Genomic DNA, 15330 nt, shown 5'->3' with positions numbered 1-15330 from the left:
CCCTGTTTGCTGAGCCCCTCGCTCATTGGAACAGGGAACATCATGAACATCAGGATGGAATGTACCGAAAGGCAGTGCCTGATCGACATCGAAGGCAAAATGACCGAAGACTGTGCGGAGCAGTTGCGCCGCGCTTTGTTTTCGCCGCTGTCCGCCGATCATGCCTTCGTGATCGATCTCACCAAGGTAGACGATATCGACGTCAGCGGTGTCCGCTTGCTGGTGATGCTCAAGCTCGAATCGTATCTGCGCGGCAACAGGCTGGAACTGATCAGTCACAACAGCAAGCTTGATGAGATTATGTCGTTGTCCGAGCTGCAAGCTTTTCTCGAGAAATCCCTCTAGCGTCCTTATCCCTTTTCAATGCCTGCTTAACGGTGAGAGCTGCGGTAATATTGCGCCGTTCAACCCTAGGAGCATGGATTAAATGAGCACGAGTTTTTTGCGCCCGACGTGGGCTGCGCTGATTGGGGCAATGGCGTTACTGAACGGCTGTGCCAGCGTCAGCAATGTTGATCTCTGGCCTTTCGGTAGCGACCAGCCGGCAGGGCGTTCCGGTCCTCCCAATGCCACCGAATATCAATGCGACGGCAACAAGCGTTTTTTTGTCCGGTATGCCGATAACGGCAGTACCGCCTGGGTGATCTATCCCGATCGTGAAGTGGCCCTGACCAAGGGGGCGACTGGCACACGCTATACCAACGGTGTTGCGGTGTTAGAGGTTAATGGGGCCGAGGCCAGCCTCAAGGATGGGCCGAACATCAATTACAGCGGCTGCAAGATGCCGGCGAAAGCCAAATAAACTAAGCAGGGCAGATGTTTTAATGACGGCGAGCATGCTCGCCGTTTTTACTTGCCAGCTGCTTTTCCGGCAAAAGGCTCCTTGAGTTAGCGTTTCATGCCCGGTGGTTATAGCGATATTCGAAATAGGTCTTTTACCCAGCCTTTGTAGGTTCTTATACTGCATCAGTTTTCCGGTTGTCGCGGCTGGGAACGTGTATGGAAACCGATGAAGGTTGGTGCGCCGCTAGTAGTGAAGCCTAATACCGCCAGATTGGCCGGATGATTGAAATAAGTGCAAAATAATTCCATTTTGCGAATACGACCAAGAGTGGTCCGCGCTTCCTAAGCGCAGCCGCTTAACCTATAACCGACTTTCTCTCTGCGGGAGCATGTATGGCGATCTATAACGACAATTCACTTTCCATCGGCCGTACACCTTTGGTCCGGCTCAATCGTGTTACAGATGGCGCCGGTGCGACCGTGCTGGCCAAGATAGAAGGACGCAACCCGGCTTATTCCGTCAAATGCCGTATCGGTGCTGCCATGATCTGGGATGCTGAAAAACGCGGCTTGCTCGGCCCGGGTAAGGAGATCGTCGAGCCGACCAGCGGCAATACCGGCATTGCGCTGGCTTTCGTCGCTGCGGCCCGCGGTATCCCCATTACCCTGACTATGCCGGAAACCATGAGTATCGAGCGCCGCAAGCTGCTGGCCGTTTATGGCGCCAAGTTGGTGTTGACCGAAGGTGCCAAGGGCATGAAGGGGGCGATTGAAAAGGCTGAAGAAATCGCGGCCTCCGATCCCAACCGCTACGTGCTGTTGCAACAGTTCAAGAACCCGGCCAACCCTGCCATCCACGAAACCACGACCGGTCCGGAAATCTGGGAGGACACGGCCGGTGCGGTCGATATTTTTGTCTCGGGGGTAGGTACCGGCGGCACCATTACCGGTGTTTCGCGGTTTATCAAGAACACTCAAGGCAAGGCCATCAAGACCGTGGCCGTCGAGCCTTCCGCGAGCCCCATCCTGTCGCAAAAACTGGCAGGACAGGAACTCAAGCCTGCGCCGCACAAGATTCAAGGCATCGGTGCCGGTTTTGTGCCGGACAACGTCGACCTGTCGCTGATCGACGAGGTCGAACAGGTCAGCAACGAAGATGCCGTGGAATATGCACGTCGCCTCGCACGCGAGGAGGGTATTCTCGCGGGGATTTCCTGCGGGGCCGCTGTGGCGGCTGCCGTTCGCCAGGCCAAGCGCCCTGAGAACGCCGGCAAGACCATCGTCGTCATCCTGCCCGACTCGGGCGAGCGCTACCTCAGCACGGTATTATTCGAAGGATTGTTCGACGATAAAGGGCTGGCCACGGCGTAGGCAATTTGCGCTTGCATTGCATGCGACTATTCCGCTCGCCAGCCACGCTCACCCCAATCCTGATCTTGCTCCTGACATTGCTGTCAGGAGCCCAAGCCCAGGCCGGTACCTTACGCGATCGGCTGGCGAATCAGCTGTTTGATCGCGATCCTTTCGCTGAGGAAGCATCCTCGGCAACGGTTGCCTTGCCTTCCGGCTCGAAGGTATTGAAAGATTTATCTTACGGCGGCGATCCGTTGCAGCGCATGGATGTCTATCTCCCATCGCAGGCCATCGACGCGCCTGTCATCCTGATGATCCACGGCGGCGGCTGGCGGCGTGGGGACAAGGCGATGGCGACCGTCGTCGAGAACAAGGTCCGGCATTGGCTGCCACAAGGGTTTATTTTCGTATCGGCAAACTACCGGCTTCTGCCTCAAGCCGATCCCTTGAAACAGGGCGAAGATGTGGCGCGTGCGCTGGCTGAAGTGCAATCCCGAGCGAAGCAATGGGGCGGCGATCCGCATAAAGTGATCCTCATGGGGCATTCCGCCGGGGCGCACTTGGTTGCGTTGCTAACGGCCTCGCCCGATTTAGCCTATGCCCAGGGTGCTAAGCCATGGTTGGGCACGGTATCGCTGGATAGCGCGGCCATCGATGTGGTTGACGTCATGAAAGGACGCCACTATCGGCTTTACGATCCGGCATTCGGGAATGATGAAGACTACTGGAAAGCGGCTTCGCCCATGCAGCAGTTGTCGTCGAAATCCCGCCCGTTGCTGCTGGTGTGCTCCTCGATTCGCAGCGATCATCCCTGCGATGCTTCCCGTCGATACGTCGAGCGCGCAAGCACTATCGGTGTCCGTGCGGAACTTCTTGCGCAACCGCTGTCCCACAAGGCAATCAACCAGGATCTCGGCCTGCAAGGTGATTACACAGAAGCCGTAGAGCAGTTCATGGAGAAGCTGGCACCCGGGCAACTTCACTCACGATTGCAATGAATCCCTTACTCAAGGTGTTTGTCGGTTGAGTTAAAATAACGGTTGTTCCCGTTGAAGAGCAGGGTCTGGTTTCAGGCTTTCCACAGGATGCTTCCGATTTTCAGTCCACAGAACAAGAGCTATGACACAAGGTAACATTCAAAACCTCGACGCGTTGCAACGCGAAATCGCCCAATTGATGGTCAAGGCGCTGAACCTAGAGGTTTCCGCCGACGAGATCGATCCCGATCAGCCGTTGTACGGTAAGGGGCTGGGGTTGGATTCCATCGATATCCTCGAAATCGCCCTCGTGGTTTCCAAGCACTACGGGCTGCAACTCAAGGCCGACAGCGAGGATAATCACCGCATTTTCGGTTCCCTGCGCAGCCTTTCGGATTACGTCGCCGCGCACAAAGCCGCCTGATGTTCCCTCATTTCCAGCGTTTCCGGTGGATTGGCGTTGCGACGCTGATCGCGGGATACGCTCTGCTGGTTCACCACGTTAATGTCACCGGTCGTCCCAGCCTACTAGGCGCAGCGCTAGCGCTCCTGCCCGTGTTCGGTTTCGGCTTCGCCTTGGCGGTAAATGCCGTCACGCGGTGGGCCGGAGTTGCGCTCATGGGTGGAAGCACGTGGCTGGTAGGGCAATGGTGGTGGTTGATCGCCAGTCATGCCGGGCTGTTGTTCTACCTGCAAGATGTCGGCCTCGTACTGGTGCTGGCAACGGGCTTCGGACGCAGTTTGTTGCCCGGTCAGAAACCCCTTTGTGTAGGGTTTGCCGAGATGTTGCATGGGGGGGGGCTGGCCGCAGATCATGAACGTTACGCGTGGCGGGTGACTCTCGCCTGGACGCTGTATTTCGCCTTGTTGGCGCTGGCGTCGACCGTATTGTTTTTCCTTGCGCCGCTGCCGGTATGGTCGTTCTACGCCAATTTTCTCGTATTGCCGCTGATCGGCCTAATGTTTGTGGGCGAATTCCTCGTGCGTCGCATCGTACTACCGCAAGCCGCCACCGGCGGTGTATTCGACGGTCTGCGCGCCTACCTCAAGTCACATTAATGCTGCTGCGATGAGTTCATCCCCACTGGTTTCCCATACTGCGCTCGAACAGCCCCTGGCCTGGTTCGACGGGGAGAGCATCTCTGTCAGCCGTTTCCTCGCCGATGTGGCGCAAGTGGCCGCTATGCTACCGAGCGGCGACCACGTGCTTAACGTATGTCGCGATCGGTATCGTTTCGCCGTCGGTTTGGCAGCTGCAATCACGGCGGACAAGGTCAGCCTGCTGCCGCCCACGCATACTCTGGAAATGGTGCAGCGCCTTAAGGCCTTTGCGCCCGACGTGTTCTGCCTGCACGACAACCCCGATTGCGATATCGATTTACCGCGCGTGCTTTTCCCGGTGTTGAATGGCAAAACTATTGGGGCGACACGAATTCCGACTATCGAAGACGACCGGCAAGTCGCCATCGTCTTTACCTCCGGCTCGACCGGTGCTCCGGTGCCGCATCCTAAGACCTGGGGCAAATTGGTGCTTAACGTGCGCGCGCAAGCCGAGTGCATCGGACTCAAGCAGAATTCAGGATGCGCCGTGATCGGCACCGTTCCACCTCAGCACATGTACGGCTTCGAATCTACCGTGCTGCTGCCCTTACAAAGCGGCAATGTGCTGTGCGGCATACAACCGTTTTATCCCGCTGACATCGTCTCCGCTCTGGAAAACAACCCGGTGCCGCGCATGCTGGTTTCCACGCCTTTGCATCTGCGTTTGCTGCTCGAAGCCGGATTGAATCTGCCGTCGGTGGAGCGCGTGCTCTCGGCTACATCGCCGCTGTCGCTACAACTCGCCGGGCAGGTGGAATCGGCGTTCGGTGTACCATTGTTAGAAATCTACGGCAGTACCGAAACCGGGCAGATCGCTATCCGCCGCACGACTGCAGGTGAATCCTGGCAGTTGTTCCCCGAAGTGCGCTTGGTCGAGCGCGACGAACGCTTTTGGGCCGAGGGCGGCCATATCGAACAGCCGGTGTCGCTCAACGACAAGATCGAGCTGCTGCCGGACGCGCGCTTTTTGCTGCACGGCCGCTTGCAGGATCTGGTCAATATCGCCGGTAAGCGCAATTCGCTCGCCAGCCTCAACCATCATCTGACGGCCATCCCAGGCGTGCTGGACGGGGCGTTTTTCATGCCGGACGACGCCTCGCACGAGCAAGTCACCCGGCTGGCGGCCTGTGTGGTCGCCCCCGGTTTGTCGGCGCACGACGTCCTGGATGCCTTGCGCCAGTGCATCGATCCCGTATTCCTGCCGCGCCCCTTGCTGTTCGTGGACGAATTGCCGCGCAACAGCACCGGTAAGTTGCCGCGCGAAGCGTTGAAACAGCTTATCCATAGTCTTACCCGATCGGAAACGGCATGAAACGCCAGGCGACCTTGCATATTCCTGCCGATCATCCCGCCTTCGCGGGACACTTTCCTGGCTTACCTATCGTGCCCGGCGTCGTGCTGCTGGATGAGGCTATCTACGCCATCATGCAAGATCTGGGAAGCGTTCCAAAGGCTTGGAAAATCGCTTCTGCCAAATTCTTGAGTCCGCTCGGGCCCGAGACGACTGTCATCATCGAATTCGACATCCAGGAAAGCGGTAGCGTGCAGTTCGACATCGTCGACGGCGAACGCCGCATCGCTACCGGTAGCCTGACGCCAACCCAATGACAACAGAAAACGCCAAGAAGAGTGCGACGTGGGCACGCACCCCGGAACGCAGCAATATGACGATGATGCGCATCATGAGCTGGATTTCCCTGCGGCTCGGACGCCAGGCGGGACGTATCGTGCTGCATCTCATCGCGTTGTATTTCGTGCTGTTCGCGCCGGCCGCGCGGCGTGCCTCCCAGTCTTACCTGCCGCGCGCCCTGGGTCGACCGGCCCGTTTTCTCGACCTGTACCGGCATTTCTTCTGCTTTGCCGCCACCATCCACGACCGTATTTACCTCGTCGCTAAGCAGTACGACAGGTTCGACATCGAAATCCATGGCATCCCACATATCCGTCCACTCATCGACCAGGGCAACGGCGTGTTCCTCATGGGGGCGCATCTCGGCAGTTTCGAGGTGATCCGCGCCATCGGCCGCCAGGTGCCGGGGCTGCGCGTGGCGATGGTGATGCATCAAGACAATGCGCAAAAGGTCAACGCCATGCTGGCCGCCATCAACCCCGAGGCGGCGATGGACATCATTCCCCTGGGCCGCATCGATTCGATGCTCAAGGTGCAGGAAAAACTCGACCTGGGCATGCTCGTGGGCATGTTGTCCGACCGTACGCTGGGCGACGAACCCATGACTATGGTCGAACTGCTTGATGGCCCGGCGGCGATGCCGGTGGGGCCGTTCCGCATGGCGGCGCTGTTACGGCGTCCGGTGTTGTTCATGACCGGGCTCTACATGGGCGGCAACCGCTATCAGGTGCATTTCCAGCCGTTAGCCGATTTCACTGATATTCCACGCGGCGGACGCGACGCCGCAGTGCAGGATGCGGTCCGGCGCTATACCGAACTGCTGAACTATTACTGCCGTTTCGCGCCTTACAATTGGTTCAACTTTTTCGATTACTGGCAGTCGGTGCCGGCCTCTCTGGATAAGCATACGGACAAAAATTCGGATAAGAATTTCGGATAAGAGCGCAGATGAACATTCTTCAATTTTTGGCTTGCCTGTTGATGGGCGTCTCGGCTTCGGCTCATGCTGACGAATGGAGCCTCGACCAGCTCATGCGAACCCTGGCTCAGACCAAGGTGGGCCATGCCAGTTTCGTCGAGAAAAAGTCCATCGCAATGCTGGAGAAGCCGGTCGAATCCTCCGGTGAATTGTTTTACACCGCGCCGGATCGTCTGGAAAAGCGCACGCTCAAGCCGCGTCCCGAGAGCATGGTGCTGGACCGCGGCACGCTGACGGTGGAGCAGAAAGGCCGCAAGCACGTGCTGCCGTTGCAAAACTACCCGGAAGTGGCAGCCTTCATCGACAGCATCCGCGGTACGTTGGCGGGCGATAAATCGGCACTGGAGCGTACTTATCAATTGAACCTTAGCGGCGACCAGCAAGCTTGGACGCTGCTCTTGACGCCCATCGATGCAAAAATGAAAAAGATCGTGGAAAAAATCCGTATCGCCGGCATCGGCAATGAGCTCCGCAGCATCGAGATCAAGCAGGCAGACGGTGACAGTTCGCTCATGACGATCACCCAGCTATCCCCGCCGTGAGCCGCTTCCTCCAATCCGCAAGATTCGCTATCGCCGTCTGGCTGGCGGTGCTGCTGGCCTGTGCCGTGGTTATCGTGCGCGGGCATTACACCGCCGATCTTTCGGCCTTTTTGCCGCGTTCGCCCACGTCCGAGCAGCAGTTTCTCATCGACCAGCTGCGCGACGGTCTGGCGTCGCGCCTGATCCTGGTGGGCATCGAAGGCGCCGACCCCGCGACCCGCGCCCGTATCTCCAAGGAAATGGCCTATCGCCTGCGCGGAAACGAGGCCTTTGCAACCGTCAACAACGGCGAGGACATTACCGCGGCACGCGACCGCGAATATCTGTTCGGCAACCGCTACCTGCTGAGCCCTTCGGTCACGCCGCAACGCTTTACTGCGGAAGGCTTGCACCAAGCCATCGCCGACAGCATCGAGCAACTGGCTTCTCCGGCCGGATTGCTCATGAAATCGCTGCTGCCGCACGATCCGACGGGCGAAATGATGCAACTGCTCGACCAGATGAACAGTGCCGGCAAGCCGCAAATCGTCGACGGCGCCTGGGCTTCCCAGGACGGCCAGACGGCTTTGCTGCTGCTGCAAACGCATGCCGCCGGTTCCGATACCGACGGCCAGCAGGCCGCCATGCAGATCGTGCGTGACACCTTCAACGAAGTGGCCGCGACCTCGGCCGCGCAACTGCGCATGACCGGCCCCGGCGTGTTCTCGGTGCTGTCGCGCGATAGCATCAAGCACCAGGTGCGGGTGATCTTCATCGTGAGTTCGGTGCTGATCGCCTTGCTGCTGTGGGCGGCGTATCGTTACATCGCCGCGCTGGTGCTGGGCTTCCTGCCCGTGGCCACCGGCATCGTCGCAGGCATCGCCGCGGTCGGTCTCGGCTTCGGCGTGGTGCACGGCGTGACGCTGGGTTTCGGGACGGCCTTGATCGGCGAGGCGGTCGATTATTCGATTTATCTCTTCATGCAAGCCGAGCAGGGCGAAGCCGACCGGCGCGATTGGATGGCGCGGGTATGGCCGACCATGCGGCTGGGGGTGTTCACCTCGGTATTCGGTTTTGCCGCGCTGCTGATGTCGGGATTCCCTGGGTTGGCGCAACTTGGGTTGTATTCGATTGCCGGATTGCTCGCGGCTGCTGCGATGACGCGCTTCGTGCTGCCGCATTTGCTGCCATCCGGTTTCAAGGTGCGGGATGTGTCCTCGGCCGGGATGCATCTCGCGAAATTTGCCGCGATGGCCCCGCGTCTGCGTTGGCTGGCGGCAGGATTGCTGGTCGTCGCTGTGGCTGTCTTGTTCCTGCACCGCGATCATCTCTGGAACCGCGAGCTTGCTGCACTAAGCCCGGTCTCTGCCACCGACCAGGCGCTGGATAAACGCCTGCGTTCCGGCATGGGTGCGCCGGATGTGCGCTACATGGTGGCGGTGTCGTCAGAGAGTTGGCAGGGGGCCTTGCAGGCCTCCGAGCAAGTTGCACTGACCTTGCAGCCGCTGGTGGAGCAGGGCGTGCTGGCGGCGTTCGAGAGCCCCAGCCGCTACCTGCCCAGCGAGGCCGCACAACAAGCGCGGCAAGACAGCTTGCCCGAACCGGAAATCCTGAAGCAGCGCCTGGGGGCCGCGGTACAAGGCCTGCCGGTCAAGGCGGCACTGTTCGAACCGTTCCTGGAAGATGTCGAAGCCGCCCGGACGCGCTTGCTCTTGCAGCGTTCCGATTTGGAAGGCACGGCCATGGCGATGGCGGTCGATGGCATGCTGGTTCGGCGGGGCGCTAATTGGGCGGCGCTGCTGCCACTGAGCGCGCCTGAACACGGCGAGATCGATGCAGCCAAGGTGAAGCGCGTGCTGCCGCACGACGTATTTTTTATCGACCTGAAGCATGAATCGGACAAGCTGTATTCGGGCTATTTGTCGGAAGCCATCGGCCTGTCGCTCGCTGGTGTCGGAGCCATCGTGGCCTTGCTGTTCGCCGCGCTGCGTTCGCCGCGGCAGGTGGCAGCGGTGATCCTGCCGCTCGGCGCAGCCGTGCTGGTGGTGACCGCAGGCTTGGCCTTGGCGGGGCAACAGCTCATTATTTTGCATTTGATCGGCATGCTGCTCATCGTCGCCATCGGTTCCAATTACGCCTTGTTCTTCAATGGAACAGTGACGCCGCGCACGCTGGCCTCGCTGGTCTTTGCCAATGCGGCGACCGTGCTGGGTTTCGGCCTGCTCGCGTTTTCCACCGTGCCCGTCCTGCGCGCCATGGGTATGACGGTGGCGCCGGGCGTGGTACTGGCGCTGGTGTTTTCGGCGGTGTTTGCGAGACGGGACGATGCACGGTAGTTCGGAATACGCCTGGCGTCCGACACGCTTTGTGCAGGCCTCGCTGGCCTTGCACCTGCTTGCCCTGGTCGCGGTGCTGATTCGACCGAGTATTTGGCCGTGGGCCTTGGGCATTGTCATCGCCAATCACCTGCTCATCACCGCCGTCGGCCTATGGCCGCGGAGCCGGTGGCTGGGCGCCAATTGGGTGGAACTTCCCGAGGACGCCGCGCCGCGCAATCAAATCGCCCTGACTATCGACGACGGCCCTGACCCTGAAGTCACGCCGCAAGTGCTGGACGTGCTGGATCGATACGGGGTCAAAGCGACTTTTTTCTGCATAGGGGTGCTCGCTGAACGGCATGCGGAGCTCTGCCGCGACATTGTGCGGCGCGGCCACGCGGTGGAAAACCACAGCCAGTATCATCGCCACCATTTTTCGCTGCTGGGACCGGCCGGGGTCATGCGCGAAATCCGGGCGGCGCAGCAAACCTTGACCGATATTACCGGGCAGCCCCCGCAGTTTTTCCGGGCGCCGGCCGGTTTGCGCAATCCTTTCCTGGCGCCGGTGTTGGTGAAGCTGGGGTTGCAGCTTGCAAGCTGGACGGTGCGCGGCTTCGACACGCAAACGGGCGATGCCGGAAAGGTGACGACACGACTGCTCGCGAAGCTGCGGCCGGGTGCCATCCTGCTGCTGCACGACGGCCATGCTGCGAGAACGGCGCAAGGTCGGCCGGTTATTCTCGACGTGCTGCCACGCATCATCGATGAGGCTGGTCGACGAGGACTTCATTTCATCCGGTTGCGAGATGCCAGGCCCGTAGCGCAGGCGGCCGCGCCTGCATTAACCGAATCAACTGGCCTTTGATGCAAGCGAGGCCGCCTGCGCTACAGTCCAATAGAACGCCAGCTATAATCAAATTTTGAATCGAACCTATCTCTCTTGAAGCCGCTACATCTTTCCCATTTCACCGCAACGAGCTGCCTCGGCCGTGGTCTTGAAGCTACCTTGCAAGCGTTGCGGGAACGCAAGTCGGGACTTAAACCTTGCGATTTCGACATCGTGGATTTGCCGACCTATATCGGCGAGGTGTCGGGCTTGGAAGAAGTCCAATTGGCACCGGCCCTCAAGGTCTATGACTGCCGCAACAACCGTCTCGCCCAGCTGGCGCTGGAGCAGGACGGATTTGCCGATGCTGTGCGCACTGCGGTGGCGAAATACGGGACGGAGCGGGTGGGCGTGTTCGTCGGAACCAGTACTTCCGGCATCTTGCAGACCGAGTTGGCCTACCGCCGCAGGGATTCATCAAGCGGCGAACTCCCGCACGACTTTGATTACGACCGCACGCAAAACACCTTCTCTGTCGCCGATTTCACGCGCCACTTCTTCGGGATTCAAGGCCCGGCCGTGGCCATTTCCTCCGCCTGTTCGTCCAGCGCCAAGGTGTTCGCCTCGGCTCGCCGCATGATGGAAGCCGGATTGATTGACGCGGCTGTGGTAGGCGGCGTGGACAGCTTGTGCCTCACCACGCTGTACGGTTTCAATTCGCTGGGACTGTGCTCGCCGCAAGCCTGCCGTCCGTTCGACGCGCGGCGCGACGGGATCAGCATCGGCGAGGCGGGGGCCTTCGCGCTCCTGGAGTGGCCGCAAGGTGAATTGCCGAAGGATGCCGTGCTGCTGGCGGGAATCGGCGAATCCAGCGATGCCTACCATATGTCCTCGCCCCATCCCGAGGGGTTGGGCGCGCGCATGGCGATGGAGCAGGCGCTCGGCAGTGCCGGGCTGCGACCGCAGGACATCGATTACATCAACCTGCACGGGACCGCCACGCCGAGTAATGACGCAGCAGAGGGTAAGGCCGTGCTGGACCTTTTCGGCAGCCATACGCCATGCAGCTCGACCAAGGGGCTGACGGGCCATACCCTAGGCGCCGCGGGGGCGATAGAAGCCGTCGTCAGCGCCCTTGCGTTGCAACATGGCTTGATGCCAGCCGGCGCCAATACGCAAACGCTGGATCCGGCCATTTCGCTGGATTACCTGCTGGACAACCGCAAAGTGCCGGTACGGTACGTGCTCAGCAATTCCTTCGGCTTCGGCGGCACCAATTGCAGTTTGGTGTTCGGGAGGGCTGCATGATGAGCAAGGCTTTAACCGCCTACATCGAAGGCATCGGCCTGATCGGCCGGGGGTTGCCCGATTGGACTATCGCCCGCGAAGTGCTCGCAGGCCGCATGCCTTATGAGCTGCAGCCTGCCGTCGTGCCGGCCCCGCAGTTGCTGCCCCCCGCCGAACGCCGCCGCTGCGGCAACATCGTCAAGCTGACCCTGGCAGTTTCGTCTGAAGCCGTGGCGATGGCGCAAGCGGATGCATCGACCTTGCCCAGCGTATTCACCTCGTCCCACGGAGATGCGGAAAACTGCCATGCGATTTGCGATCAGCTGGCCACTGACGACAAGTTGATCTCGCCTACGCGCTTCCACAATTCGGTACATAACGCGGCGTCCGGCTACTGGAGCATCGCTACCCGTGCCATGGCGCCGGCTTCGGTGCTGTGCGGTTTCGACGCCAGTTTCGGCGCTGGACTGCTGGAAGCAATGACGCAAGTGGCGGTAGACGGCACGCGCTGCCTGCTGATGGCCATCGACACCGAAGGGCCGGAATTGATCAAGGATATCCGGCCCAAGGACGGCCTGCTGGGCATCGCGCTGGTATTGTCGCCGCAACCCAGGCCGCAATCTGTCGCCCGAATCGACATCGGGCTGACCCATGAGGCTGCAGATCGTTTTACTGATGCGGTGCTCGAACAACTCCGCTTGAACATCGCTTCGGCACGCGGGCTGCCGCTGCTGCGGCAAGTCGCCCTGGGGCAATCCGGGCGTGTGGTGTTGGATTATCTCGACGGGACGCACATCGCGGCGGAGGTGACGCCATGCTAGACCGCGCCTGGATTGCGAGCCGCATTCCGCACCAAGGCAGCATGTGTTTGTTGGAGACGGTGGAAGCATGGGATGCCGAGCGCATCCGCTGCCGTGCCGCGAGTCATCGCGATGCGGCCAATCCGCTGCGAGCGCATGGTCGTCTTGGCATCGCTTGCGGTATCGAATATGCCGCGCAAGCGATGGCGGTGCACGGCGCGGTGCAAGCTTCCAGCGACCAACCCCAGTCCAAGGCCGGGTTCCTGGTCAGCGTGCGCGGCGTGGAAATGCACGCTGACCGGCTGGACGATATTGCCGATGACCTCGACGTCGAGGCCGAATGCGTCATGCGCAACGAAAACAATATCCTCTATCAATTCAACATCAGTGCCGGCGGACGCCTGCTGCTGGCCGGTCGCGCCGCGGTGGTGACCAATGCCGAAGGCCTGATCCCCGGAGCGCAATAAATCATGAAAAGAGCTTTGGTTACCGGCGGCAGCGGCGGTATCGGCGCGGCGATTTGCCATCGTCTCGCGGCAAACGGCTGCCATGTCTACGTGCATGCCAATCGGGGCCTGGAAGCCGCGCAGCGGCTGGTGGAGGAAATTCGGGCAGAAGGCGGCAGCGCCGAGGCGATTGCCTTCGACGTCACCGATGCCGCGGCCGTCAACGCCGCGCTGCAACCGCTGATCGAAAACGAGCCGATCCAGATTGTCGTGAACAACGCCGGGATCCACGACGACGCGGTCTTCCCCGGCATGCGGCCGGAGCAATGGCATCGCGTCATCGATGTCTCGCTCAACGGCTTTTTCAATGTCACCCAGCCCTTGATGATGCCCATGATCCGCAGCCGCTGGGGCCGTATCGTCAACATCTCTTCCATCTCCGGCATTGCCGGCAACCGCGGTCAGACCAATTACTCCGCTGCCAAGGGCGCACTCAACGCCGCAACCAAATCGCTCTCGCAAGAAGTCGCCAGCCGAGGCATCACCGTCAACGCCGTCGCCCCCGGCATCATCGAAACGAGTATGACCGAGAATACTTTCAACCAGGAAGCCATCGCCAACATGGTGCCCATGAAACGCGCCGGCAAGCCGGAAGAAGTGGCGAGTTTGGTGGCTTATTTGTGTTCCGAAGAAGCTGCTTACATCAGCGGGCAGGTGATTTCGGTGAATGGGGGGATGTTGTGATAATGCTGAGCTCTCATACAAGGATCAAAGCAAAGTTTTTCCTGATTGAAACGAGTGAGTTGTAGTGTCAATATAGCCATGATTAGATAACAGGAATAACAAGAATTCATCATGCCTACGCCTACCGGATCGAGCACGGCGGTTCTTAGCAATCTCAATACTGGAGATACTGCAGCAAACTCGTTGATTGAGGGCATGAACTGGGCGTTAGGTAATTTAACGTTCAGTTTTCCTACCTATTCCTCGGTATGGTCGACGGATCCATTTACCGGTTACGGATCGGTACTTGGCTCGGGCGAGCCTTGGTCAAGCGTATATCAGCCCCTTACTAGCTCTGATCAATCCTATGTCAGGCAAGCCTTGACGTCTTGGGCTAATGTCGCCAACCTGCATTTCACTCAGGTGACAGAAAGTGCTACGAATGTAGGCGATTTGAGATTCGCCTATACGGATACTCCTAGCGCTCAGGCCTGGGCCTACACCCCTGATAATGCGGCATATGCCGGAGACGTATGGTTCGGGCGCTACACGACTTCCTATATCTATCCTTGGACCCTTGGCTCATACGAATATCAAACTGCTATCCATGAGATCGGCCACGCATTAGGGCTCAAGCATCCTTTCGAGGCTTCGACACTTAACAGCCAAACCATCGATCCATCACTTGACTCCCGCTCATTCACAGTCATGAGTTATTCGGCACAGCCCGGAAACTCATCGACCTATTTCTCGTATGAGCCTACGACACCGATGATTCTGGATATCGCTGCCATTCAATCCCTATACGGGGTGAATACGCAGTTTCATGCTGGCGATAATCTTTATTCCTTTGGCGGCACGGGTAATTATCATCAAACCATTTGGGATGCTGGCGGTAACGACACTATTCAATATACCTCCACCACGGGTGGAACCATCGATCTCCGGTCCGGCGTCAATGGCGGGAGCAGAATGGGGAATGCCGTCTATGTGCAGGACTCAAACGGTCACAATCTTTATTCGGTAGGCAACGTTTGGATTGCAGATGGTGCAATTATTGAGAATGCCATTGGCGGTAGCGGAAACGATAAGATCATCGGCAATGATGTAGCCAATGTTCTCAACGGCGGTAGTGGTGTGGACACATTGTCGGGAGGGTTAGGCAACGACACCCTGAACGGCGGCACCGGTGCGGACAGCATGGCAGGCGGAGTAGGCGACGACACCTACTACGTAGACAACGTCCTCGACGTAGTCACCGAGAACGCGGCCGAAGGCACGGACAAGATCCTCTCCAGCATCAGCTTCAATTTGGCCATCCAGGGGACTAACGTCGAGAACCTCACCCTCATAGGCGCCGCCCTTAACGGCACCGGTAACGAACTCGACAACACCCTCATCGGCAACGCCGCCGCCAACCTTCTGGACGGCGGCCTAGGTGCCGACAGCATGAACGGCGGTCTTGGCAACGACGTCTACATCGTCGATAACGCCGGAGACACCGTGACGGAGGCCTACACCTACGCCCAGGGCGGCGGGATCGACCTCGTCAAATCCAGCGTCAGCTTCACGCTGGGGGCCAACCT

At 59.4% G+C, this 15330-nt stretch carries 17 protein-coding genes; all 17 read left to right on the top strand.

Features of this window, described 5'->3' with window-relative positions; translation table 11 throughout:
- The first annotated feature begins 42 nt into the window (after positions 1–42).
- The gene (locus tag NMK_RS16855) at positions 43–345 is read left to right on the top strand and encodes an STAS domain-containing protein (protein WP_181376326.1); all 303 of its coding nucleotides are present in this window, start codon (positions 43–45) and stop codon (positions 343–345) included.
- Between the two features lie 82 nt (positions 346–427).
- The gene (locus NMK_RS16850) at positions 428–802 is read left to right on the top strand and encodes an MliC family protein (RefSeq protein WP_109016942.1); all 375 of its coding nucleotides are present in this window, start codon (positions 428–430) and stop codon (positions 800–802) included.
- Between the two features lie 374 nt (positions 803–1176).
- Positions 1177–2154 carry a cysteine synthase A gene (gene cysK / locus NMK_RS16845; RefSeq protein ID WP_109016941.1) on the top strand — a complete coding sequence of 326 codons (978 nt, stop codon included), beginning with the start codon at positions 1177–1179 and terminating at the stop codon, positions 2152–2154.
- 20 nt (positions 2155–2174) lie between these two features.
- Positions 2175–3134: an alpha/beta hydrolase gene (locus NMK_RS16840; protein ID WP_109016940.1), complete on the top strand. Its 960-nt coding sequence runs from the start codon at positions 2175–2177 to the stop codon at positions 3132–3134.
- A 121-nt stretch (positions 3135–3255) separates the two neighbouring features.
- Positions 3256–3537, top strand: a complete 282-nt coding sequence (locus tag NMK_RS16835) for a phosphopantetheine-binding protein (RefSeq protein WP_181376325.1) — start codon at positions 3256–3258, stop codon at positions 3535–3537.
- Positions 3537–4172, top strand: a complete 636-nt coding sequence (locus NMK_RS16830; RefSeq protein WP_109016939.1) for a COG4648 family protein — start codon at positions 3537–3539, stop codon at positions 4170–4172. The genes NMK_RS16835 and NMK_RS16830 overlap by 1 nt, the downstream gene beginning before the upstream one ends.
- A gap of 10 nt (positions 4173–4182) precedes the next feature.
- Positions 4183–5526 carry an AMP-binding protein gene (locus NMK_RS16825; RefSeq protein ID WP_109016938.1) on the top strand — a complete coding sequence of 448 codons (1344 nt, stop codon included), beginning with the start codon at positions 4183–4185 and terminating at the stop codon, positions 5524–5526.
- The gene (locus tag NMK_RS16820) at positions 5523–5822 is read left to right on the top strand and encodes an ApeI family dehydratase (protein WP_109016937.1); all 300 of its coding nucleotides are present in this window, start codon (positions 5523–5525) and stop codon (positions 5820–5822) included. The genes NMK_RS16825 and NMK_RS16820 overlap by 4 nt, the downstream gene beginning before the upstream one ends.
- The gene (locus tag NMK_RS16815; RefSeq protein WP_109016936.1) at positions 5819–6784 is read left to right on the top strand and encodes a lysophospholipid acyltransferase family protein; all 966 of its coding nucleotides are present in this window, start codon (positions 5819–5821) and stop codon (positions 6782–6784) included. The genes NMK_RS16820 and NMK_RS16815 overlap by 4 nt, the downstream gene beginning before the upstream one ends.
- A gap of 8 nt (positions 6785–6792) precedes the next feature.
- On the top strand, positions 6793–7365 hold the full coding sequence (locus NMK_RS16810) for a LolA-related protein (protein ID WP_109016935.1): 573 nt from the start codon (positions 6793–6795) through the stop codon (positions 7363–7365).
- Complete coding sequence (locus NMK_RS16805; RefSeq protein ID WP_109016934.1) at positions 7362–9680, top strand: MMPL family transporter; 2319 nt, start codon at positions 7362–7364, stop codon at positions 9678–9680. The genes NMK_RS16810 and NMK_RS16805 overlap by 4 nt, the downstream gene beginning before the upstream one ends.
- Complete coding sequence (locus NMK_RS16800; protein ID WP_109016933.1) at positions 9670–10527, top strand: polysaccharide deacetylase family protein; 858 nt, start codon at positions 9670–9672, stop codon at positions 10525–10527. The genes NMK_RS16805 and NMK_RS16800 overlap by 11 nt, the downstream gene beginning before the upstream one ends.
- Before the next feature lie 75 nt (positions 10528–10602).
- The gene (locus NMK_RS16795; protein WP_109016932.1) at positions 10603–11796 is read left to right on the top strand and encodes a beta-ketoacyl-[acyl-carrier-protein] synthase family protein; all 1194 of its coding nucleotides are present in this window, start codon (positions 10603–10605) and stop codon (positions 11794–11796) included.
- A complete protein-coding gene (locus NMK_RS16790) occupies positions 11793–12596 on the top strand; it encodes a beta-ketoacyl synthase chain length factor (protein WP_306419353.1) in 804 nt (267 codons plus the stop codon). The genes NMK_RS16795 and NMK_RS16790 overlap by 4 nt, the downstream gene beginning before the upstream one ends.
- Positions 12590–13042 (top strand): hotdog family protein, encoded by a 453-nt coding sequence (locus tag NMK_RS16785; RefSeq protein WP_109016931.1) that lies wholly within the window; start codon positions 12590–12592, stop codon positions 13040–13042. Before NMK_RS16790 ends, NMK_RS16785 begins: the two co-directional genes overlap by 7 nt.
- A gap of 3 nt (positions 13043–13045) precedes the next feature.
- The gene (fabG, locus tag NMK_RS16780; RefSeq protein ID WP_109016930.1) at positions 13046–13765 is read left to right on the top strand and encodes a 3-oxoacyl-ACP reductase FabG; all 720 of its coding nucleotides are present in this window, start codon (positions 13046–13048) and stop codon (positions 13763–13765) included.
- Positions 13766–14125: 360 nt separating this feature from the next.
- Positions 14126–15330: M10 family metallopeptidase (locus NMK_RS18380; protein ID WP_181376324.1), on the top strand; the 1205-nt coding region annotated here is incomplete at its 3' end.

It is taken from the genome of Novimethylophilus kurashikiensis (genome assembly GCF_003112435.1).
Taxonomy (GTDB): domain Bacteria; phylum Pseudomonadota; class Gammaproteobacteria; order Burkholderiales; family Methylophilaceae; genus Novimethylophilus; species Novimethylophilus kurashikiensis.
The sequence above is the reverse complement of the archived record's forward strand: the minus strand, read 5'-3'. Positions and strand labels throughout refer to the sequence as shown.

Coding starts and splice junctions, on each gene's coding strand:
- NMK_RS16840 (WP_109016940.1), top strand. CDS start 2,175: ATGCGACTATTCCGCTCGCCAGCCACGCTCACCCCAATCCTGATCTTG.
- fabG (WP_109016930.1), top strand. CDS start 13,046: ATGAAAAGAGCTTTGGTTACCGGCGGCAGCGGCGGTATCGGCGCGGCG.
- NMK_RS16815 (WP_109016936.1), top strand. CDS start 5,819: ATGACAACAGAAAACGCCAAGAAGAGTGCGACGTGGGCACGCACCCCG.
- NMK_RS16800 (WP_109016933.1), top strand. CDS start 9,670: ATGCACGGTAGTTCGGAATACGCCTGGCGTCCGACACGCTTTGTGCAG.
- NMK_RS16810 (WP_109016935.1), top strand. CDS start 6,793: ATGAACATTCTTCAATTTTTGGCTTGCCTGTTGATGGGCGTCTCGGCT.
- NMK_RS16820 (WP_109016937.1), top strand. CDS start 5,523: ATGAAACGCCAGGCGACCTTGCATATTCCTGCCGATCATCCCGCCTTC.
- NMK_RS16825 (WP_109016938.1), top strand. CDS start 4,183: ATGAGTTCATCCCCACTGGTTTCCCATACTGCGCTCGAACAGCCCCTG.
- cysK (WP_109016941.1), top strand. CDS start 1,177: ATGGCGATCTATAACGACAATTCACTTTCCATCGGCCGTACACCTTTG.
- NMK_RS16835 (WP_181376325.1), top strand. CDS start 3,256: ATGACACAAGGTAACATTCAAAACCTCGACGCGTTGCAACGCGAAATC.
- NMK_RS16855 (WP_181376326.1), top strand. CDS start 43: ATGAACATCAGGATGGAATGTACCGAAAGGCAGTGCCTGATCGACATC.
- NMK_RS16790 (WP_306419353.1), top strand. CDS start 11,793: ATGATGAGCAAGGCTTTAACCGCCTACATCGAAGGCATCGGCCTGATC.
- NMK_RS16830 (WP_109016939.1), top strand. CDS start 3,537: ATGTTCCCTCATTTCCAGCGTTTCCGGTGGATTGGCGTTGCGACGCTG.
- NMK_RS16850 (WP_109016942.1), top strand. CDS start 428: ATGAGCACGAGTTTTTTGCGCCCGACGTGGGCTGCGCTGATTGGGGCA.
- NMK_RS16785 (WP_109016931.1), top strand. CDS start 12,590: ATGCTAGACCGCGCCTGGATTGCGAGCCGCATTCCGCACCAAGGCAGC.